The organism is Butyricimonas sp., assembly GCF_019423355.1.
Classification (GTDB): Bacteria; Bacteroidota; Bacteroidia; order Bacteroidales; family Marinifilaceae; genus Butyricimonas; species Butyricimonas faecihominis.
Map to the genome: position 1 here is coordinate 93,460 of NZ_JAHZBP010000009.1, position 22,927 is coordinate 116,386.

Consider the following 22,927-nt stretch of genomic DNA (forward strand, 5'->3'; position numbering starts at 1 on the left):
TATGAAAAAAAAATCAAAAGATGGCACATCCCGGTGCGGGAAAGTGACATGCAAATTTTGGAAAGTTATGCGATTGCAGCTATTAATGATTTTTGTGACACTATTTCAGTTACATGCTGAAAATAGTTACACGCAACAAAAGGTGAGTATCCTGTTTAAGGATGCTGCGATCGAGGAGGTAATCAAGGCGGTCGAGGCTCAATCCGGTTACGTGGTGGTGTATAACAATACACTGTTGAAGACTGTAAAACGGGTTACCGTGACTTTACGGGATGTGAATGCCGTGGAGGCTTTGAACGAGGCTTTAAAAGGAAGTGGTTTACATTGTAAGCTGGTAGAAAATTTCTTGGTAATTGCCAAGGATAACGTGAAAACGGCTCCGGAAGATGATAAGGGGAGAAAGATTGAGGGGAAGGTGACGGATAAGGATAAAATGCCACTTCCGGGAGTAACTGTTTTGATAAAAGGAACTACGGGGGGAGTCGTGACGGATACGGCAGGAAGATTCCGGCTGACTTTGCCTGGTAATAAGGAAATTACTTTGCAATTTTCTTTTGTGGGAATGAAGACGAAAGAGATTAAAGTTACGGATGATAAACCGCTTTTGGTTATTTTGGAAGAGGACGTGACAGAAGTGGAAGAGGTCGTTGTGAATGGTATCTTTCAACGAAAAGCGGGAAGTTTTACCGGTTCGGCTTTGACCATGAAGGGAGAAGATTTGAAAAAGGTAAGTAATTCAAACGTGTTTGCCAGTTTGAAAAATCTGGACCCGTCATTGATGATTTTTGATAACTTGGAATATGGATCGGACCCGAATAAAATGCCGACAATGGCATTGCGAGGAAAGACTGCCTTTGATGTTAATTCGGATGATATAGATTTGAAAGGAAGTTATGCTAATGACCCGAATGCTCCTTTATTTATCTTGGATGGTTTTGAAGCCTCTATCCAAAAAATTGCGGATTTAGATATGAATAGGGTTGAATCATTGACCATTTTAAAGGATGCTTCGGCAAAAGCCATTTATGGGTCTAAAGCTGCTAACGGGGTGATTGTTATCGAGACAATTAAAAATACGGATGCCTCTCTGCGTATTTCGTATAATGGTAGTCTGGAAATTCAGGCTCCTGATCTTTCTTCTTACAATTTAACGAATGCGGCTCAAAAGTTAGAGTTGGAGAAAGATGCAAATATGTTTTATGATAAAAATCCGGATACCTATTATAATTTGCAAAAAGAGTATAATCAGAAATTAGCAGCAGTGGTTTCCGGGATTGATACGGATTGGTTATCCAAGCCTTTGCGTAATGGTGTCGGTACGAAACATGGGCTTTCGTTTGAGATGGGTAATGAACGTTTGAATCTGGTTGTCGGATTTAATTATAATAATGTACAAGGTACGATGAAGGGATCTGACAGAACCAATTACGAGGGAAGCGTGTCGATCTCTTATCGGTATAAAGGATTGAATTTTAGAGATAATCTCACGATTACTTCTAACGTGGCCAATGATTCTCCTTATGGAGCATTTAGCGAGTATGCAGCCGTCAATCCATACCTTTCTCCTTATGATGAAAAGGGCCAGTTGGTACAAAATGCTAACATTATTCCGGGGGCGGATAATTTTGTGGCGAATCCATTGTATAATGCCTCTTTGAATACGAAGTTACAATCGAAGTATATTGACGTGACGAATAACTTGAGCGTGGAATGGATGATCGTGATGGGATGGAAAGTAACGGGACGTTTTGGAATTACAGAAAAGCGAGTACGTGCAGATGAATTTTATCCGGCTAATCATTTAAAGTTCAGGTCTTATAAAGATGATGAATTTTTCCGTAAAGGAAGTTACCAGATTAATGAGGGAGAAGAAAAACGATTGAGTGGTGACGTAAACATGCAGTACTCTAAGCAATTCGGGGAAAAACATTACGTGTTTGCCAATGTGGGATATACTTTGTCTGAAGCTTTCTTCGAGGAAATTATTTACAAGGCAGAAGGTTTTCCGCATGATCGGATGAACGATATTATTTTTGCCCGTCAGTATGCAAAAGATGCCATCCCGACAGGACGTGAATCAACGATTCGGGATATGGGTATCTTGTTTGCAGCGAACTATGCTTTTGATGATCGTTTTTTAGTAGATGGTTCTTACCGGACGAGTGCCTCCAGCCAGTATGGAAAGAATAACCGTTGGGGATCATTCTGGAGTGTCGGATTGGGATGGAATATTCATAACGAGACTTGGTTAAAGGATTCTAAGATTCAACAATTGAAATTACGGGGATCTTTGGGATATACCGGTTCTCAGAGTGCGGATGCTTATGAGTCTTTGGCAACTTACGAGTACGATTTGCAGAGGGTTTACGGTGGATTTTTGGGCGCCATATTGAAAGGAATGCGTAACGATGATCTGAAATGGCAAGAGAAATTTGATTACAATATAGGGGTAGATTTTAATTTAGGACGAGTATTGGGGTTAAAGTTTGATTATTATATCGGCAAAACGAAAAATAACTTGTTGGATTTTGACATCCCGACTTATACCGGATTTGAAACCGTGAAAGAGAATATAGGTGATGTGGAAAACAAGGGATTCGATATTCGTTTGAGTGTTACACCTTGGAATATGCCTAAAGAGAGAGGCTATTTCACGATCACGACGGCCATATCACGTAATAAAAATAGAGTGACGGGCGTGTCCTCTGCCATGAAGAACTTCAATGCAAAACAGAATGAAGTCGTTTCAGATGTATTGAATAATAATAAGCCGGTTCAGAAATATTATGATGGTGTTTCACTGGATGCAATTTGGGCTGTTCGGTCTTTAGGAATTGATCCATCAAACGGTCAGGAAATTTATTTGGATAAAAATGGTAACCGGACTTACACGTATCGAGTAGCAGATCAAGTCGTTTGTGGTGATGAAATGCCGGATTTCCAAGGAACGGCTGGATTCATGTTCAGCTATAAAGGAATAGAGCTGAATGCCACTTTCCGTTTCCAATACGGGGCTCAGATGTACAATCAAACTTTGGTGGATAAAGTGGAAAATGCCTCACTTACGGGGAACGTGGATAAACGTTTGTATGCCGGAAGATGGAGAAATCCGGGAGACATAAAGCCATACAAGACATTACCTAATCGATGGGTGGAAGAAGAGTGCGAGTATAAGGATGAGAAAACGCAACCGACTTCCCGTTTCGTGCAGGATCGTAATGAGTTTAGTCTTTCTTCGTTAAGAATTGGTTATGACTTTTGGAAATACGATTTTATCAAGAAACTTTCCATGGAGCGCTTGCGGGTAGAGTTTTATATGAATGATGTGTTTATGCTGTCTTCAATCAAGACAGAACGAGGTACTTCCTACCCTTTTGCCCGATCATTTAATTTCGCTATACAGGCTACATTTTAAATTTAATGATTATGAAGAGATTATGTAATATATTATGCGTTTTGTTACTTTTAGGAACAATGACGTCATGTGAAGATTGGCTGGATGTAGATCCGAAGTCGGAGGTTAAGGCCGATGTGATGTTTCAATCCGTGAGTGGTTTTAAAGATGCTTTGACCGGGATTTACCTTTTGATGAGTGATCAGGATTTATATGGGCGAGAGGCTACTTGGGGATTCGTGGATGCTTTGGCGCAACAAACTGATGTGAAAGGGGGAGAGTCGTCTGCTTGGTATAATGCGACTCGTTATAATTATTCGGCAACAACAACTTCATCCAATGGAATTTGGAGTAAAAGTTACAATATTATTGCCAACGTAAATTTTTTATTGGAAAATCTGGAGAAGAAAAAAGAGATGTTTTCCCCAGCCATGTACGCTGTCATAAAAGGAGAAGCTTTAGGATTGCGGGCATTCTTGCATTTTGATTTGTTACGTTTGTTCGGATGGGGAGATTTGGCTAAACGTCCTGAAAATTTGGAGCGTTTGTGTTTACCTTACATGAAGGAATATTCTCGGGAGTTACAAAAGCAATTGACCGTGGGGGAGGCGTTGAAGAAAGTCATTGCTGATCTACAGGAGTCCATGGAACTCTTGAATGATAATGATCCGTTTGGATTGACTCCTAAACCGGATGATTATGATTTACCGAATGAGGATAAATTTTTCGAAAATCGGCACAAGCGTTTTAATTATTGGGCTGCTGTTTGTACATTGACCCGTGTGTATATGTGGATGGGCAACAAAACCGAGGCATTATCATTGGCTGAGTTATTTGTGAAAGAAGGTGGTGAAACCTCTTGGATTAGTTCTTACGTGATTGATGCTTACGATCCGGCAGATCGGGATTTGACCTTTACTACCGAGCATGTGTTTGCGCTGGATATTACCAAGCTATTCGAGAATATGCAGTACTATATGAACCCGAGGGCGAATGATCCAAATGAAAACACCGATTTGTTATACCACACAAAGGCTAGAGCTACCGGTTTATTCGAGTCCACGGACTATCGTTTGGCTCGTTGGTATGACCAAACTGGAAACGAGCATTATGATGGATGGGCTTTTGTGAAATTTTGGGAAGTAGAAAAATACAAATACGGTAGTACCATGCCTTTGATTCGAAAATCAGAGATGTATTATATTGCGGCAGAGTGCTTGCTGGCAACCGGAAAGGATGCAGACCGTTTGTTGGCTATCGATAGATTGAATATTGTTCGTGAGAAAAGAGGAATGTCTGGTTTAGGTAACGACTTAACTGTGGCTTCCGTGCAGAATGAGATCACGAAGGAATATCAACGTGAGTTTATCAACGAGGGACAATTGTTTTACTATTACAAACGCTTGGGATTCGAGAAAATTCCTTATGCGACAAAAGCCGCAACTGATGCTGTTTACGTGGTACCGTTACCCACGTGGGATGTGGATTTAGGCGGAATGGAAGATTACAAGAAATAAAAAGAACGAATATGAAAAATATGAAGAGAATTATTGGCGGATGGCTGATGGGCACTCTGTTTTTAGGTCTTTTGTCTGCTTGCGAACAGGAAAAAACATTGATGTACGAGCAAGCAGCCGGCGTGTATTTTTATGGAAAGGCAGAGAGCGAGTATAGTTTTGTAACCAATTTGGGTGGGGATGTTTATGTGCAAAACATCCGGGTTGCTACAACGGGTGATTCTGTGAATTATGACCGGAAAGTCATGATTGCTGTCGTTGAAGGTGATACGAACTACGTGAATACTGCACGTCCGGAGCAATACCAATTGTTGGAGGGAATAGTGCCTGCCGGTAAGTTTGAAGGTTCTGCGGCAGTTGAGCTTCATCGCACGAAGGACATGAGTGATAGCACTTTTATCGTTCACGTGAAGTTGGTGCCCAATGAAGATTTTCCCTTAGCTGGTTTCGATAGACGTTATTTTGCCTTGTCTGTAACTGATCAATTAACACAACCATCCAATTGGAGCTATCTTTCTTGGTATTTCGGTAATTTTTCTGTTAGTTGGTATCGTTTCATTTTAGGAGTGCTAGACTTGCCGTTAATTCCTTTTGATATTGAGGTGCCGGAGGGAATGGTTGAGTGGACTTACACGGAGTTGGATGCTGCGGTGGCCCAAGTGAGAGCTGCATTGTATAAATATAACCGGGAACATCCCGGAGAACCCTTGCGACATGAGGATGGCAAGTATGAGGGGGATGAAGTCGTGATGCCTTAATTGATGATGTTTAATGCGATAAAGAAAGAAATAATGAAAAAATTATCCATATTCTTCTTATTATTCATGGCGATCGTGGTGACTTCTTGTTATGATGACAAGTCGTCCACTGATTTCGAAGTCGTGAAACCCATTGTGATCGACTTTGGAGATGCACCGACTTCGGTGAATGTTTTTCAATTCGACACGTTGAAGATTAGCCCAATCATTTATAAGAATGGGGTAAAAGATGAAAACTTGACATACGAGTGGAAAATACAGGGAGACAAGTATCCGGAAACAGTGTTGTCACACAAGATGACGTTTAGCGGGCCGATTTCCGTGGTTCCGGATAGTAAAGCGTATAATTTGATTTTGATCGTGACAGATAAAACAACCGGGATTCAGGAATTTGCCCGAATTTCAGTTTCCGTGCAGGCTTCCTTAGGAACGGGATTGTTCGTGGCAGACACGCGAGATGGGCAAAATTCTGATATTTCTTTGATCATGTCAATGAATTTTTCCACGCGTAATTTCACGGATAAGGACACTCGTATTTTCAGAAATGTCTATTCTTCCGTGAATCAACATTTGTTGGATGGAGTTGTAACAGGAATGTCTTCATTGATTAGATCCGGTGATTGTCGTACTTTGACCTTCGTGACAGCGGAGAATGTTTATCGGGTAGATCCTTATGAGTTGGTCGATAAGGAAAAAAACAATGATATATTTGTTTTCCCGATAGATGAATCTGAATTTGTACCTAAAGGGATTCTTTTGTGGAATTATAAAGGGTTGGAATTATTAAATTTAGACGGTCATGTTTATCGGAGAACAACCAACTGGGGGAATTTGACGTATGATTTTTATCTTTTACCGCCGGATTTTGATGAACGGGATTATTATGTCACGATGATGGGAGTCTGTGGTTCATATTCTAATGAATTCCCTTATGTTTTTGATAAAAAAAATCAACGAATATTGGTTGTGAGCAGTTGGTATGATTCCTTCCAACAATTCCCGAAACAGAGTTCAAGTGCAGCTTTTGACGTGAATAATATTGGTGCATACGATGCGATATGGATGGGAGAGGGTGAGAATTCTCAATTGTTGACGGTTTTCAAGGCTGAGCAAGGAAATGAAAGATGGTTGGGAATGATGAAATACGACTCTTACGGTTCTAATGAAAAAGTTGGGGTTGGGAAGTTTGATTTATCTCATTGTCCCGGTATAAGCGAGGCTGTCGGTTTTGCCTCATCTCCGGTATCTCCTGATTTTTATTATGCAACCAAAGATCAGATTTATACATTCTTGTTGGGAAATGCAGGTGAAGTTGTGGCAGAGCCTCGTTATGCAGTGGATAAAGAAAGGGATGGTGATATTACTTCGATGAGATTGTGGCGTGAAGAGTATTCCCGAATGAACGTGTCAAATTCTGGTTCTTCTACCGGAATTTCTACTCAGAGTGCGCAAAATAGATTGTTGGTGATAACAACTTACAAGGAGTCAACAGGAGAGGGTAAAGTGATCACGATTCCTATCACACAATTGAGGAGTGGAACGCTGGAGCCCAATCGTGACGTTCATGGAAGATACGAGGGTTTTGGACGGATTACGAGCGTGACTTATAATAATACAAGTGGTTATTAAAATATATTGGTTATGAAATTGATGTTAAGAAATATAGGATGTCTGTTGTTATTTGCTGTTGTCTGGGTTTCTTGTAATGATGACGATGATGTCAAAATGGGCAAGCAAGTTGTTAACCCGGTTCGTGTCAAAGAGGTCACGGGGCATAATGAGCATTGGGGGGATTACACGCTAAAATTGGCGTATGAGAATGATAAGATTTCGACCATAGAGCGATTCGATAAGAACGGACGCCAGAAAGGAGAACTTGTGATCACGAAGGAACAGGGTGTAATGACATATTCTCTGGATGATTATGTGTACAAGATTGATGCGAATGCCATCGCTGATTTGGATCAAGAGTTAGCCCGGAAATATGGAGTGGGAAATTATTCGTTAGAAGATAGTATCCCGTTGGTTGCGAAAACTATTTACGAAGTAGCACTTACGCTTGATGAAGAGAGTGTAGTTACCAGACAGAAAATCTCTTATTTTACACCGAAAAAAGATTTTGGGGTGGGTGAGGATTTTAATAATGATTATCCTTTGGAACGGGTTGAAACTTATATATACGAGTACAACGAGAAAGGAAGTGTGTTGAATGTTCGTTTGTTTATTGATAAGTATAGCCCGGAAAATGCGAAAGATTATGTGTCTCGTGAACTTTATAAATGCGAGTATGAATATCACGGGGGGAAGATTGTGACGAATCGCATTTACACGGTGAATAACCAGAGTGAGGAAAGTTGGGTTTTGATGGAAGATCGGACTTACACGTATTCAGGAAACAATTTGGTTTCGGTAAAGGGTGATGGTTATTCGTTGGAAAAAAATTATAGTGACACCCGAACATTATCGTTGAATCTGAATGGAGCAATGCTATCATGTGCATTGAATGAATATAACTTCTTAACGAAGAGTGATGATGGTAAGGGAAAATCCATAAACGTAACTTATGAACCCGGAAACGGTAATTTTTATCATTTGTATCGTTTGGATCGGGAGCAGGAAGGATTTCCGGTTATAAAATAGTGATGAATGTAGTTTCGAGGAGTCGCTTGCGACTCCTTTTTTACTTGTAAATGAGAAAATATGACGAATTATTTGAAATGCCTGATATTGCTTTTGTTCGTGGGAAATCTGGCTATTGCGGGGGAGAAAAAGGTTCGTTGCGTGATTCATGGCGAGTTGATCGGTATGGAGGCAAAAGAAGTACTTTTAGTGGATGCCACGGTGGATTCCCGTTACCACGGGACGTACGTTCCGGTAGAGGATGGACGTTTTAAATACGTGTTGGAATTACCGCACGTGGAGGGTTACAAATTGATCTTTGTAACTAAGGATCCGAGAGTGTGGTACACTGTTCCGTTTATCGTCGAGAACGGAAAATTGCATATCACGGTGAATGCCGATAAAAGCTACGAGATACGGGGAGGGGTTTTTAATGATAGATACCGGAAATACCAAGAATTGCAACAACAGGAGATCGGCTGGAAACGTTTTTCTTTCATGCATAAATTCTGTGCGGGGCAATGGGATGAGTTGTACTATTTCCTTGTGGTGGATGAATTACAACGGCGTCAGGTGTATCAGGCGGAGCTGGACGATGAATTGGAAAATGCTTATCACGTGTTGGCAGAAAAATTCGTATCCAGTAAATATACCCGTTTGGGAAAGATGTTAATCGACGGTTTTCATTCCGTGAAACCGGGCGGGCATTACGTGGAATTTGAGGCTCCGGATTTGGAGGGGCGTGTGGTAAATGTTTCGGAGGTGATCAAGGGAAAAATTGCGATCATTGATTTATGGGCTTCATGGTGTATGCCTTGCCGGGCAAAGGCGAAAATGATGATCCCGATTTACGAGAAGTATAAGGATAAAGGTTTCGAGATTGTCGGTGTTGCTAGGGAATTCAAGAGTACCGAACGGATGAAGCAGGCTATTGCTCAGGATAAATACCCTTGGTTTCAACTGGTCGAGCTGGATGATGGGCAGAAATTGTGGACCCGTTATATGTTGGGAAATGCCGGGGGCGGTGTCTTTCTGGTCGATCGGGACGGGACGATTCTTGCCGTGAATCCGAAGCCGGAAGAAGTACAGAAGGTTTTAGAGCAGAAATTGGGGGAGTAGAGGATTTTTATTCATAAATGAAGCCGAATCATTTTCTCGTTAGCAGAAATGATTCGGCTTTATGATTTGATCGATATATAGGATTACTTGTGTTTGCCACAACCACCGCAACCGTTACATTCGTGGTCTTCATTTACAGTAGCAGGATCGCCATGGGCGCCTCTTTGTCCGCCACGTTTATCCATCATCTCTTTCCGGCGTTTTTCCATTTCTTGTTTTCTCTTTTCCAGATTAGTCAAGTAAGTTTTATATTGCTCTTCTGTCAAGATTTTCTTTAGGGAAAGGTTTTGCTGGTCTTCCATCTTTTTCATGTTGACCATCACGGAATCCCGTTGGCCTTGATATTTTTTCATGAGTTCGCCTCTCTGTTTGATGTTTTCGGTAAACAAATCTTTTACCTGTTTTTCTTGTTGCTCGTTGAGTTTCAACTCGGTTTTCATTTGTTCAACCTGTTTCTTTACCATTTCTTCGGGGTTCATGTGACCTCTTTGCCCGCGATGTTGTGGGCCGTGTTGTTGTGCGCTTACTCCTAGTGCCATGAAAAGAAAAAGCGACGAGATAATTAGGGTTACTGTTTTCATACTTTGTTTTATTAACGTTTGTAATGGCATGGAATTTAGAATTTTAAGTGGCCGGTAAATTTCATGCGTTTTTAAAATGCATTTACATTTAAGACAAAATGGGAGAGAAAAGGTTTATTGTCGGATCTCTCTATTTTTGTATCTCGTTCTGAAATAAAAGTTTTATCTTTGTAAACGGTTGGAAAGGATAAAAGTTAGATCGTGTCGTTTTAATAATATCAATTTGGGTGATAAAGAGCTAGATATTATCATTGATTTTTCTCAAGGGGACGAGAAGGCTTTCCGTGTCCTGTATGATAAGTATGCGGTCGCGTTACGTTATTTTGCCGCGAAGTACTTGAACGACGACACGATGATTGATGATGTCGTGCAGGATGCTTTTGTCGATTTATGGGAGAAGAGGGCTGATTTTCGAGGGGAATATGCCGTGAAGGCCTATTTGTATAAAGCCGTGCGGAATGACTGTCTCAATTTGATGCGCCATCAGCAGGTGGAGGATAAATATGCTAGGCGGGTGGTAATAGAGGGGGAGGATTCCGAGTCATTTCTGGATCGGATTTTAGAATCGGAGATATTTCAAACCCTATCGGAGGTCTTCAACGAATTACCCCCGGCGTGTAAAGAAGTTTACCAGATGAGCCTCGACGGGAAAAGTCATGAAGAGATCGCGCAGACGTTAAATATATCGGTCAACACGGTCAAAAAGCATAAGAATAATGCCAATCATTATATGAGGGAACGGTTGAAAAACGTTCTTTCTCTACTTACTTGGATTTCCTGAATACCTACTAATACTAGGGTTTTACTACTGTAATACTAGGGTTTAACTACCAAACGGGCGTTACAAGACCTATTCTTTAACCTTTCCTCGTCCTTCCTGAACGGCGATGAAAGGGTGATGAAAGGGAGATAGAAGGGCGATGGGGTATTATAACCTTGTGAAAAGGGTTACTTAACCCTTGAAATACGGTATGATTAGAAAAATATTTTGATTCGAGTAAAAAATAATTGTTTTTTGTATTACACCAAATGAAAGTTTGCGTGCTTTAGTATAAAATGAATATCAAAATATGGAGATTCAGAATAATGACCGGATAAAGCAATTGATCGTTCGCTACGTGAAAGGAGAGTTGAGCGAGGGGGAGATGGACGAGCTAAAGCGTTGGAGAGACGAGCGAGCGGAACATGAAGAGTTGTTCCGTAACGTGGTTTCCATGGAACGATTGGAGAGTGGAATTCGTCGTTTCGTGAAGACCCCGGAACAGCAAGAACTGGAATGGAACCGGATTTTAAGCCGGACAGTACGGAAAAAACGACGTTCTCGGAAAATGGTATGGATGCGTTATGCCGCCCTGTTTATTTTACCTTTGCTAGTAGGTGGGATCGTGTATTTTTCATGGGATACTGCACGGGAAGCGGGGCCAGAGGTGATTTCTACCCGGATTGTTCCCGGTGTATCTATCGCCGAGTTGGTATTGCCTGACGGTACGAAAGTGATGTTGGATCGGGAAATGGACCGGGCTTTGGAAGAGGGGGTGAGGAATAGCGGTGATACGTTGAATTACACGGAGGTTGCTTCGGGTGGGGTGCAAGATTCCTGCGAGATATATCATACCTTGCGTGTTCCTCGCGGGGGTGAGTATACTTTGGTGTTGGCTGACGGAACGACGGTTTATCTGAATGCCGAATCGGAATTGAGATTCCCGAAACAATTTAGGGGAAAGAATCGGAAAGTGTACTTGACGGGAGAGGGATATTTTGACGTGCAGCGTAACGAGAAACAGCCTTTTATTGTCGAGGCACAACAGGTGGAGGTTCGGGTGTTGGGAACGTCGTTCGGGGTACGGGCTTATACGAAGGAGGAGAACGTGTTGACAACTTTGATACAGGGACGGGTAAACGTGGAGGCTGACGGGCAACAGGTGGAATTGAATCCCGGACAACAGGCTGATTTTAATCGGGGAAATGACAGGTTAACCGTGGCTGAGGTAGATGTAGAACAATATGTGGGGTGGAAGGATGGCCGTTTGGTGTTTGATAACAAGCCTTTGGAATTTATTCTGGAGGAATTGGGACGCTGGTATTCGTTTGACGTGTTTTACACGAACAAGGAGTTGAAAGAAATTCCTTATTCGTTGAACATCAAGAAACATGAGGATATTGCCCACGTGTTGAAATTTATCGAGCGAACCGGGAAAGTGAAGTTTGAAGTGAATAAAAACACGATTATTGTGAAATAAAAACAAAGAGCAGTGCTGCAAACACTGCCCCTTGTCAAACTCTTTCAATCCTGCTGCAAACAGGAATTGAATTATTGTCGAATCTTAATTACAAAGTTATGAAAAAAAATCTTTATGCCTGCATGGACAGGCATAGAAAAGTAATGAAGCTTATTTTAATGATGAAGGCGACGTTTATTTTATCGGTTTTGTTTGCGCTGCAAGTACACGCCGGGGTTTATTCCCAGCAGGTACGGTTGAGTATGACGTGGGAAGAAGCGTCAATCAAGCAAATTATTAGTGAGATTAAGAAAAATTCTGAATTCAGTTTCGTGTATAGCGATGCGGATATTGCTGGAGTAAAGTGCAAGAATGTTTCTTTTAAAGACGAGACGGTGGAGAGTATTCTGGCCATTTGTTTGAAAGGAACGGGATTGAATTTTGCCATTGAGGAGAAAACGATCGTGATTTGGAAAGGAAATCCCGTGAAGCAGATCGTGGAAAAAGAATGGGTGTTGAAAGGGTTGGTCGTTGATGAAAAAGGACAACCACTTCCCGGGGCAACGGTAATCCTGAAAGGTACGGCTTTAGGGGTTGTCACGGATACGGCCGGGATATTTAAAATTGCATTACCGGACGGAGACGAGCATGTACTGGTGGTTTCTTTCGTGGGGATGAAATCACGTGAGATCGTGGTGACTCCGGATGTTAAGTCTGTGAACGTGACGATGGAAGAGGACGTGGAAAGTTTGGATGACGTGGTGGTAACAGGATATATGAAACGTTCAAAATCTTCTTATGCCGGGGCCGTACAGACGATGAAATCCGATGATTTGGTTGCTACGGGTGCGACCAGTTTGATCGAGAGTCTAAAGGGATTGGTTCCGGGAGTGGAGGTTCGACAATCCGGGTTGATCGGACGAAATCCGACAATAAAAATTCGGGGATGTAATCGTTTGGAAGAGAGTACTATTACCGGAACTTCAGCACCATTATTCGTAATTGACGGTTTTATCATGAATGATATGTCCTGTTATAATATGTTGAACCCGAAAGATATCGAGACGATGACCGTGTTGAAGGATGCCGAGGCAATGGCATTGTACGGGTCACGTGGGGCGAACGGGGTAATCGTGATCGAGACGAAAAAGGGCAAGAGTGATCAGTTTCAAGTGAAGGTAGATGCTATGTATGGCGTGGTGGATTTAGGTAAACAACTTGATTTCATGTCTCCGCGGGAGACATTGGAATGGGAACGGTTGTTGTACGTGAATTATTACAACGAGTACTACGATGATAAGATTACAGTGGATGGAGAAAAGGCATTGAAATTCAGACCTGATAGTATGTTAGAGAATACAACAGATTGGTTTGATGAGGCTTTGGGAGGCAGTTCGACAACGGATATTAGCTTGTCAGCATCCGGGGGAAATGCACGAACAAAATTCTTTATTCAAGGATCATACACGCATCAGGCGGGAATAATTAAAAAGAATGATATGGATCGTTTCGGGTTGACGGCAAACCTGCAGCATCGGGCGAATGATCGAGTGAGTTTTTCATTTAACACGAGTGCCTACCGTACGGAGACCAAGAATACGAATGCTGCCGATCGTTTATACGAGGGAATTCAGAAAATGTCTCCTTTGACGGGCGCTTATGATCCGGAGACCGGGGAATTACTGGATGGCACGCAGGATCAGTTTGAAGAGAATGAAGGGAATCCTTTATTTGATTATTCCGTGAATCATGACGAGGATGTGAATTATCGTTTTTCGGGAGGCTTGACGGCAGATATACAATTATTGCCTTTTTTGAACTGGAACTCACAGTTGGGATATGAGGTGACGAATACATCCAGCACGTTCTTTGAAGATCCGAGAACGAAACATGACCAGTATTTTTCGCAATTAGGTTCATTGTCTGAAACCTCTTCCAAACGAAATAGTTTTTCTTGGAGAAGTATGTTGAGTGTGAACAAGTTTTGGGAAAATCATTCTTTGACAGGGTTCGCATCCGTGGAGTATCAATACGAGGATTACGATTACACGAATATTAGAGGAGAGTTTGAGGAGTCGTTGCTGATTGAAAATTTGGCATCAATTGATAAAGGGGAGCCGAAAAAAGATATGAGTAAATCTAATTTCATGGGAATTGTGTTCCAAGCGGAATACGGATATAAGGGGAAATATTATGTTTCCGGAAGTGTGCGTACGGATGGTTCTTCTCGTTTCGGGGGAAATAATAAATGGGGTACATTCGGTTCCGTGGGGTTAGCTTACAATATGAAGAACGAGTCTTTTATGGAGAACGTGGGGTGGTTGGATATTTTGAAATTGAGAGCTACTTACGGTAAGGTGGGAAATGCTAATTTCGGTAGTTCTTTCTCGCATTACACGGTGTATAAAAATGGATCTTATAATTATGCGGATAAGTACCCGACTTATTCCATGGATCACTATAAAAACGAGGATTTGAAATGGGAAATGACCGACGTGTATAACGTGGGGGTGGATTTCGGATTCTTTGGAGACCGTTTGTCCGGAAATATTGATTACTATTACAAGAAAACGACCGGGTTGTTGGAAACGTTTTATTTACCTCTTTCTGCGGGGATAGATAGCCAGATGCAAAATACGGCAAGCGTGCAGAATCAAGGGGTGGAGGTTTTCGTGCAATCCCAGAATATCCGGAGAGCATTCCGTTGGTCCACGAATTTCAATATCAGTTTGAATCGGAACAAGGTGTTGAAGTTACGGAATGGGGTTGACGAGATCGAGGATTTCACGTTCTATGCTAAGGTGGGAAAGACGATGGAGTGCTATTTTATTCCGGAATGGGCCGGGGTGGATCCGGAGACGGGAGGTCCGTTATGGTACGACACGGAGGGAAACACGACAACGGATTATTATTCTGCTCAAAAGGTGTTTGTTTCCCGTGAAGACAAATATCGGGGAGGTTTGAACAATTTCTTCTCTTGGAATGGCATAAATCTGGGCGTGAATATTATATTCGCTAACACGACGATGATGGACAACTTGGCTCAGGGGTACACGGATTCTGACGGAGCTAATTTTGGTGGTGTTTATTTGAAAGATGCGGCGAAGGGATATTGGCAGAAACCGGGGGATGTGGTTTCCCGTCCGAAGCCGATGCGTTACGGGAATAATGATTCTAATCAGAGTTCCACGCGTTATATTATCAGTGGTTTCTTCGCCCGTATTCAATCCATGAACTTGTCTTATGATTTGCCGGAGAAGTGGATGGGCAAAATATTGAAGTCCGCGACCGTTTATTTCAGGGGGAATAATTTATGGTACATTTATTCCGATCATCCGAATTTGGATCCGGATGCAAAATCAGGAATGTTGTCTATTCTCTCGAATGGGGTGTCCGTGCCGGCAGGGAGGAATTACCAGTTTGGAATTAATTTAGTGTTTTAGGTTTGTAAAAATATATGTTTATGAAACGATTGATATATTACATGATGTTGCTGGCCTTAGGGGCGGGATGTGACATGACATTATTGCCGGAAACAGAGATCACGGAGGAAGATATTTTGAAGAATGTGATTGATGTACGAAAGACTTTTATAGCTGCTTACGAGTTGCATGATGCGATCAGTGCCAAAATTGATTGTGATCGGGGATTGGCTGATGATATAATTCCGGCTTACGAATCTGCAGATCAGGCCATTGATTTTTATGAGATGGATGCAAGTGGTATGTACAAGAATCAGAATGTGAGTTCACTGTATGGCGGTTTTTATGAATCTATTGCCATTTGTAATCAAACATTGAACTTGTTGGATAAATGTGTCATTACGGACACGGTGTTGTGGAGACAGGTACGGGGAGAGGCCTTAGCGTTAAGAGCGTTTGACCATTTTTCACTGGTAAATTATTTCGGTCGTCCGTATTACGATCAGCCGGAGACGAATCTGGGAATTGTGTTGAAAACAAAATTTGATTTGGGAGAGGCTGCCCGTACGAGCGTGAAGACCGTGTACGACACGATCGTGAGCGACTTGAACCGGGCTCGTGATTTGATGACGTTGGAGGAGGATGGACCGGCTCGTTTCACAGCAGATGGTGCCACGGCTCTCTTGAGCCGGGTGTACCTTTTTATGAATGATTGGGATATGGTGGTTGAAGAGGCTAGTAAACTGATTGGTAAATATGAATTTCCTTCAGATCCTGCCGGACAATTTGAGACAATTAATGGTGAAGGAGAGATTTTCACGTTGGATTTCTCGTACTATTCATCCGGATTTTACTACCCTTACGGACAACCTGCCGGACAGTTTAAGGATATTTTCCATGATGGAGATTATCGTTTTGATAGTTATATTGTCGAAGATATTGATTTTGCCTTGGATGAAAATGGTGATTATATGTTTGATGATGAGGGGAATCTCGTATTAATAGAGATTTCTAAATTTGATAAGATCCGGTTGACCTATAAAGCATTACGAATTGCAGAAGTGTATCTGAACCGGGCGGAGGCCTATTGTGAGTTAGGAGAATATGATCTGGCACGGGCAGATTTGTTGGAAGTGGCTAGTCGTTCCGGGGCAGACGTGACCTATGTGAATACTCTTACCGGAGATGCTTTGTTAGAGGAAATTTTGATGGAACGCCATCGGGAATTGGCCGGAGAAGGGCATCGTGCTTCTGATTTACTGCGGAAAGGATTGCCTGTTGTCCGGTATTATACGGAAGAGGATACTTGGACGGAAGAGCCGGTTCAGACGATTGCGGCGGACAATTTTAGTCGGATTTTACCGATCCCTCATCAAGAATGTTATTTGAACACGAAAGTGCAACAAAATCCGGGGTACCCGAGGGACACGAAGTTGTGATAGTTTAAAATTTAAAGTAAAACAGATTTAGTGATTGCCGATTTAATAATTCATTGATTTGTTGGGTGTCGGGTGGAAATTATGGAGTCGGGAATCACTAGATCAAGAAATTGTATGTTATGAAGTATGTTTTAAGTTTAGTTGTACTGGTATGTATTGGGTGGCATTCCGGTTACGGGCAGGCGAAATACGAGAAGTATTTTTCCCGGTACGAGATATTACATATGGCAGATTCTTCCGTGTTGAAGATTAACACGGGAAGTTGTGGTGCCACGTTTTATGATATGAACGGGGATGGAAAGGATGATCTGGTTGTTGGGGAATTTGGAGAGGTTTTGTGTCCGGGACAAGATCCCAAGGAAAAGAAACCTTTCGTGCAGGGGCGTTGCCGGGTATATCTGAACTACGGGACAAAAGAACGACCTGTGTATAAGGATTTCAAATGGCTGGAGACGAACGGTCAACCGTTATACGTGCCGATCACGTGTTGCGTACCTATGGTTCCGGCTTTTGCGGATATTGACGGGGATGGCGTGGATGAATTGTTTTCAGGATGTTATCCCGGGGATATTTATATGTGGAAAAAGGGTGCTAATGGCGAATATGTCGATCAGGTAATTATCAAGTTGGCGGATGGGAAACCAATTAATATCGGGTATGCCTCAACGGTGTTTCCGGGAGACATGGACGGTGACGGGAAGATTGATTTATTGATTGCCGGTTTATACGATGGTTTATTTTGGGCTCGTAACACGGGAACGAAAGAAGTCTTTCGTTTTGAGAAGGTTGAACGGGTGAATTGCAATTTAGGTGAAGAAAAGATCGGGGTGAATCATGCCGTGTTGTATGATTGGGATGGTGACGGGAAGTTGGATGTCGTGTTCGGGGCCGGTTATGGCGGAAACGTGAGCTGGTGTCGAAATCTGGGTGACGGGACGTATGCAGAGCCGGAAATATTGGTTGAGCGTCCAGAAGAGGTGAGTGCTGGGCTGGAACCGGGCCAAGGGCATGGTGATAAGCCGAAGATTTGTATTTACGATTATGACGGTGATGGGAAGGAGGATTTGGTGTTGGCAACGGAAGTATGGGAGAACACTGGATGTGAGATGACTCCGGATTTGTTTGAAAAGTTGATAAAGGATGAGCGTTTGGTGAAACCGAGGAAAACGTTGGATGCGCTGGTGAAAAAGATGCGAAAGTACACGGATAATATTCCTGAAAATAGCTATACGGAACCGGATAGTCGAATCCCGAAGGATTTATACGAAAAGTGGCTGGCTGCGAATAACGAGTACGACGGTTTAATGCAACGGATCATGAATGAGTTGACCGGTGGAAGTACGAATTTGAATGGTATTATTTGGGTTTATTATAGGAAATAGGTGATATATGAAAAAATGGATTTGTTTGGCGGTATTATGCTTGATGGGTGTGGTGCTGCAAGCACAAGAACACGTGGCTTTGAATGCCAAGGAGGTGATGAAGATCATGAAATCAATGAATTATACCAATCACCAGCACGTGAGGATATATGCCTGTTCCGATTTGGAATCGGTGAAAGAGGGGGACGTGGTGAAAGTGGGGATTTATTTCAGTATTGAAGAGGGATGGAATATCTATGATAATAACCCGGAAGGACACGGGTATTTGCCCACGAGGGTGGAGTGGAACGTGCCGGAGGGATGTAAGGTTGAAAAAGTGGAATGGCAGAAACCGGTGAAGCTTTCCGAGGGTATGGATAAGATGGGGTATTTCCACGGTTGTTTCGTGGTGGTAACGATTCGGGTAGAGAAATTGCCGAAAACGGCTTTCGAGGTGGTGGCCGATTGCGAGTGGCAAATGTGTGACGATCGTCAATGTATTCACAAGAAGGGGACGGCTACCGTGAGAATTGCTAATGAAGGGACGAAAAAGACAGAGTTTTACGGGATATTGAAAAAATGGTGAAGGACAACGATTAAAAGATGATGATGATGAGATTACTGATAAGTTTGTTATTAATAGGGTTAATTGCGTGTGCGGAACAACCCAAAGGATTTACTTTTAAGTTGAGAGGGGATTTTATCAATGTAGATACGGCAACCGTGAACGTGCTTTCCCCGGAAGATGAAGTGTTGCTGTCAACAAGAATGAAAGACGGAAAATTTGTGTTACAAGGAACTCTTCCCGGCCCGGGATATTATGCTATCGATATGGGAAATCAACGGAAAGTGAAAGTCATGTTGGATGCACCGGATATGTATTGGCCGTCGGATTATAATATGGTAGATGCGAGATATGTAAAAAATTCTCCGGGAACGAAGAGTATGTTGGATATATTGGGGGTAGTTCGGGAGACGTACGAGATACCGACGAGGGCTCTTTATGATGAGTATTACGAAAAGGTTGGGAGCCGGAATTTATCTCCGGAGCAAGAGGCCGAGTTGGAAAAACTTGCCGGACAGAAATTTATTGAACGTGGAGAGACGATTCTGGCTTACGTGAAAGAGCATGCAAATGATTTGTATATGCCTGTATTTATAGAAGATCAGTTGTCCGAGTACGATTACGATTGGGGGAAGAGAGGGTATGATTTGTTGAGCCCGGAGATACAGGCTAGCCAGCCGGGACGGTTACTGAAGGAAAAACTTGATAACTTATCACATACTGTCGTGGGTGCGACGTTTCCTACATTTGCCGTTCAGGATGCCAAAGGGAACATGGTGGACTTGAAATTTGGAGACGGGAAGGTGTACGTGATTGATTTCTGGGCTTCTTGGTGTGGTCCGTGTCGTGCCATGATGCAACAGTTGAAAGAGCTGTACAAGACGTATGCCGGACAATCGGTTGATTTTATCAGTATCTCTTTGGATTACACGGAAAAGGCTTGGCTCCCGGCACACGAGGAAGAACAAATTCCTTGGGGAAGTTATTGGTTGAAAGAGAATTTTAAATCGACGATTGCCGAACAATTGGGGATTGAGGCGATTCCTTTTATTGTGGTAGTGGATCAGAAAGGCCGGATTGTCGGGAAGAATTTGAGAGATCAGAAGTTAATCGATAAGGTGAATGAATTGTTGAAATAAAGATACTGGTAATGAAACAAGTTGTATTATTTATATTATTGAGCATTATGGCATATGCCGCTTCGGCTCAGAAGTATTCTTTCACACTGAAAGGAGATATTATAAATGTGAAGGGTGGCAAGGTTTGTTTGTATTCTCCAGTAGATAGTGTACGGGCGTTATTGACGACGGAAATGAAGGACGGGTTATTCACGCTTGCGGGAGAGTTGGATGAGCCCGGACTTTATACGTTGGATGTGGCGGGAGCTCGATTTGCGATTGTGCTGGATGGCAGGGAGATGATGCTTTACGGTGATTATCTGGAACCGGATACCAAGTTATTGAAAGGCTCGGATGCCGTGAAAACTCGTTTGGCATTGGATCAATTGCACTACGAGAGTTTTGATATGGTGGTGAATGAGGGATTGGGGAAATATTATGAAATGATAGAAAACGAGCAAATCGAGGAGGCTGAGGGGTTCATTGGGCAGGTAATTCGGGATGCTAGTGCAAATTGGCGAACTCATCTTTTAGAGTTTGTGAAAACACATCCGGACGATTTGTATGTTCCCGTGCGGCTGATGGAGGAGGTGAAAAAAGCTTCTGAATGGGGGAAGAAAGCATATGAGGCCTTGACCCCAAAGATACAGGCTAGCCAGCCGGGAAGATTGTTGAAGGAAATGCTGAAATAAAGGCGTGTACAAAATGAACAGTGGTAAATTTCACTATGGTGAAATTTACCACTGTTTATTTTTATTCTTTTTAATTCAAGGTGAAGTTGGTCGATAGTAGTAATCACATAACGATATTATTTCGATAACAAATCAAAAACTTGTAGAAATTATCCGCTAAACAGAATATTTCAATAACTTTGTTTTCAGTAAACGTGTTAGTTCATGGATTCAAATGATGTGTTGCTGGTGAGACAATTGAAGGACAGGAAAGAAGAAGCCTATGTTTTCCTGTTTAGGCAATATTATAATCGTTTGTATCGTTTTGCTGCCCATTATTTATGTGATCCGGATGCAGCTCATGATATAGTGCAAGGGTTGTTTGCGGATATTTTCGAGAAGAGTGCGGAATTGAATATCACTACCTCGGTGAAGTCTTATCTTTTCATGGCAACTCGCAATCGTTGTCTGAGTTTTTTGAGAAGTTTGAATATCAAGGATTCGTATAATCAGAATTTGTTGGAGGCTCATCTTTATTCGGATACGGTGGATGCGATAGAGGATTCTTCGCTACTCGAAGAGTTGCAGGTCGTGGTGGATAGGATGCCTCCTAAGATGAAGGAAGTTTTTCGTTTGCGGGTGATTGAGGATTATAAATTCAAAGAGATTGCCGAGGAATTGGGGATTACGGAGAATAATGCCAAGGTGCAGATGAATGGTGCGATTCGTATGATCCGTGAGAAATTGCCAGATCTGAAAAAGCGTTTGTTCTTTTTGATAATCTGGTAGTTGGTGTGTGATTGGAGAAATTATTTTAATTTTTTTGAAAATATTTGTATTTCGTTTTAACCTTTTGTTTTTCCCAAGCGTCTTAGAAATAAATTAAGGCAGAGCTATGGAAAAATCAAACGATGAATCTTTGGAATGGACGTTGATCAAACGCAGTTTGACAGAGGAATTGACCACGGAGGAAAGGTTACAATTAGAAACGTGGTTGAATGAGTCTTCCGCTCACCGGAGATATTATGATCGGATTGTCGGTTTTGATCCTTCAGAGGGCGTGTCCGGATTGTCAGGAGAGCAATGCGAGGAAGAGCTTGCCCAATATGTAACATTGATCCGGAAAGGAAAACGGGAGCAACAGAAAAAGCATTTCATCATTTTCACGAGATATGCGGCTGTGTTATTTGTTCTGTTGGCCGTGGGGATTTATTTTTGGTATCAAGAAAGAGGTGTGTCGGAAACATCTCAGAAAACGATGGTGTTGGCTGTAAAGGGAAAGGTCCAACCGATTTTGGTGACGGAGGAAGGAACACGCATTGAGTTGGAGCAGCAGGGAGGTTTATTGCAGAAGATTTCAGACGGAAGGATTACTTCAGAGGAGAACGCGATTGTTTACAACCAGCCGACCGGGGGAAAAGGACAAGCTGTGGCAGGACTGCATACATTGATAATCCCGCGGGGGGGAGAATATCGAGTGACGCTGGCGGACGGGACGATCGTGTGGTTGAACGCTGAGACGGAGTTCAGCTATCCGGTAAGTTTCACGGATTCGCTTCGGGCGGTGAAGTTGAAAGGTGAGGCTTATTTTGAGGTGGCTAAAGATGCAAAACCTTTTGAAGTACAGGTGAATGACGTGTACGTGAGAGTTTACGGAACTCATTTTAATGTGAACGGGTACGATAATGAGCGGGTTCAAACGGTTTTGCTGAGTGGAAGCGTGGGGGTAAGTTCTTTAAAAAATCCGGGTGTGGAGCAGATGATTCGGCCGAATGAGATGGTGGAAGTAAATGTATCCACGGGAGTGTGTGAAGTGAAGACCGTGGATGCGGCCGCATATGTTGCTTGGAAAGAGGGGTATTTTTCTTTTGAGCAAGAGACTTTGGAACAGATTATGGCAAAGTTGAGTCGTTGGTACGATGTACAGGTGGTGTTTGAGAACGAGGAGGTTAGAACACAACGTTTCACCGGACGGGTGGATCGAAATGAAAACTTTCAGGGGGTGTTGAACTTGTTGCAACGGACTCTTTTGGTGAAATTCAAGGTTGAAGGAAATAGAATTATAGTTTCTAAATAGAAAAGACGGAAAGTGTTCGCGGCACTTTCCGTCCAATAAATTAATCGCCTAAACTCTGTCGTTTAGG

Annotated in this window: 17 protein-coding genes; 16 read left to right on the top strand and 1 reads right to left on the bottom strand. The window is 42.4% G+C overall.

The window, feature by feature from the left end:
- Position 1: 1 nt before the first annotated feature.
- From QVC79_RS12960 to QVC79_RS12985, 6 genes are read left to right on the top strand one after another with little or no spacing between them, the layout of a single operon-like run.
- On the top strand, positions 2 to 3,415 hold the full coding sequence (locus QVC79_RS12960) for a SusC/RagA family TonB-linked outer membrane protein (RefSeq protein ID WP_270592746.1): 3,414 nt from the start codon (positions 2 to 4) through the stop codon (positions 3,413 to 3,415).
- A gap of 11 nt (positions 3,416 to 3,426) precedes the next feature.
- Positions 3,427 to 4,911 (top strand): RagB/SusD family nutrient uptake outer membrane protein, encoded by a 1,485-nt coding sequence (locus QVC79_RS12965; RefSeq protein WP_270592747.1) that lies wholly within the window; start codon positions 3,427 to 3,429, stop codon positions 4,909 to 4,911.
- 11 nt (positions 4,912 to 4,922) lie between these two features.
- The gene (locus tag QVC79_RS12970; protein WP_270592749.1) at positions 4,923 to 5,669 is read left to right on the top strand and encodes a DUF4843 domain-containing protein; all 747 of its coding nucleotides are present in this window, start codon (positions 4,923 to 4,925) and stop codon (positions 5,667 to 5,669) included.
- A gap of 33 nt (positions 5,670 to 5,702) precedes the next feature.
- Positions 5,703 to 7,298 carry a PKD-like family lipoprotein gene (locus QVC79_RS12975; RefSeq protein ID WP_270592750.1) on the top strand — a complete coding sequence of 532 codons (1,596 nt, stop codon included), beginning with the start codon at positions 5,703 to 5,705 and terminating at the stop codon, positions 7,296 to 7,298.
- A 12-nt stretch (positions 7,299 to 7,310) separates the two neighbouring features.
- Positions 7,311 to 8,309 carry a hypothetical protein gene (locus tag QVC79_RS12980; protein WP_270592752.1) on the top strand — a complete coding sequence of 333 codons (999 nt, stop codon included), beginning with the start codon at positions 7,311 to 7,313 and terminating at the stop codon, positions 8,307 to 8,309.
- A 60-nt stretch (positions 8,310 to 8,369) separates the two neighbouring features.
- Complete coding sequence (locus tag QVC79_RS12985) at positions 8,370 to 9,407, top strand: TlpA disulfide reductase family protein (RefSeq protein WP_270592754.1); 1,038 nt, start codon at positions 8,370 to 8,372, stop codon at positions 9,405 to 9,407.
- A gap of 83 nt (positions 9,408 to 9,490) precedes the next feature.
- On the opposite strand, the gene QVC79_RS12990 is transcribed toward QVC79_RS12985, so the two are convergent.
- Entirely contained in the window at positions 9,491 to 9,988 is a 498-nt protein-coding gene (locus QVC79_RS12990) for a DUF4890 domain-containing protein (protein WP_270592756.1), read from the bottom strand.
- A gap of 223 nt (positions 9,989 to 10,211) precedes the next feature.
- Between QVC79_RS12990 and QVC79_RS12995 the strand changes: the two genes are divergently transcribed.
- From QVC79_RS12995 to QVC79_RS13040, 10 genes are all read left to right on the top strand, one after another.
- On the top strand, positions 10,212 to 10,769 hold the full coding sequence (locus tag QVC79_RS12995) for an RNA polymerase sigma-70 factor (protein WP_270592757.1): 558 nt from the start codon (positions 10,212 to 10,214) through the stop codon (positions 10,767 to 10,769).
- 289 nt (positions 10,770 to 11,058) lie between these two features.
- Entirely contained in the window at positions 11,059 to 12,228 is a 1,170-nt protein-coding gene (locus QVC79_RS13000; RefSeq protein WP_270592758.1) for a FecR family protein, read from the top strand.
- A gap of 98 nt (positions 12,229 to 12,326) precedes the next feature.
- A complete protein-coding gene (locus tag QVC79_RS13005) occupies positions 12,327 to 15,650 on the top strand; it encodes a SusC/RagA family TonB-linked outer membrane protein (protein ID WP_270592759.1) in 3,324 nt (1,107 codons plus the stop codon).
- Positions 15,651 to 15,670: 20 nt separating this feature from the next.
- Positions 15,671 to 17,068 (top strand): RagB/SusD family nutrient uptake outer membrane protein, encoded by a 1,398-nt coding sequence (locus QVC79_RS13010; protein ID WP_270592760.1) that lies wholly within the window; start codon positions 15,671 to 15,673, stop codon positions 17,066 to 17,068.
- Positions 17,069 to 17,187: 119 nt separating this feature from the next.
- Complete coding sequence (locus QVC79_RS13015; RefSeq protein WP_270592761.1) at positions 17,188 to 18,450, top strand: FG-GAP repeat domain-containing protein; 1,263 nt, start codon at positions 17,188 to 17,190, stop codon at positions 18,448 to 18,450.
- 7 nt (positions 18,451 to 18,457) lie between these two features.
- A complete protein-coding gene (locus tag QVC79_RS13020) occupies positions 18,458 to 19,015 on the top strand; it encodes a protein-disulfide reductase DsbD domain-containing protein (RefSeq protein ID WP_124315660.1) in 558 nt (185 codons plus the stop codon).
- 26 nt (positions 19,016 to 19,041) lie between these two features.
- A complete protein-coding gene (locus QVC79_RS13025; RefSeq protein WP_270592763.1) occupies positions 19,042 to 20,133 on the top strand; it encodes a TlpA family protein disulfide reductase in 1,092 nt (363 codons plus the stop codon).
- An 11-nt stretch (positions 20,134 to 20,144) separates the two neighbouring features.
- A complete protein-coding gene (locus QVC79_RS13030) occupies positions 20,145 to 20,804 on the top strand; it encodes a DUF4369 domain-containing protein (protein ID WP_270592765.1) in 660 nt (219 codons plus the stop codon).
- Positions 20,805 to 21,008: 204 nt separating this feature from the next.
- Complete coding sequence (locus QVC79_RS13035) at positions 21,009 to 21,572, top strand: RNA polymerase sigma factor (RefSeq protein ID WP_270592766.1); 564 nt, start codon at positions 21,009 to 21,011, stop codon at positions 21,570 to 21,572.
- Between the two features lie 106 nt (positions 21,573 to 21,678).
- The gene (locus QVC79_RS13040; protein ID WP_270592768.1) at positions 21,679 to 22,860 is read left to right on the top strand and encodes a FecR family protein; all 1,182 of its coding nucleotides are present in this window, start codon (positions 21,679 to 21,681) and stop codon (positions 22,858 to 22,860) included.
- Positions 22,861 to 22,927 lie beyond the last annotated feature (67 nt).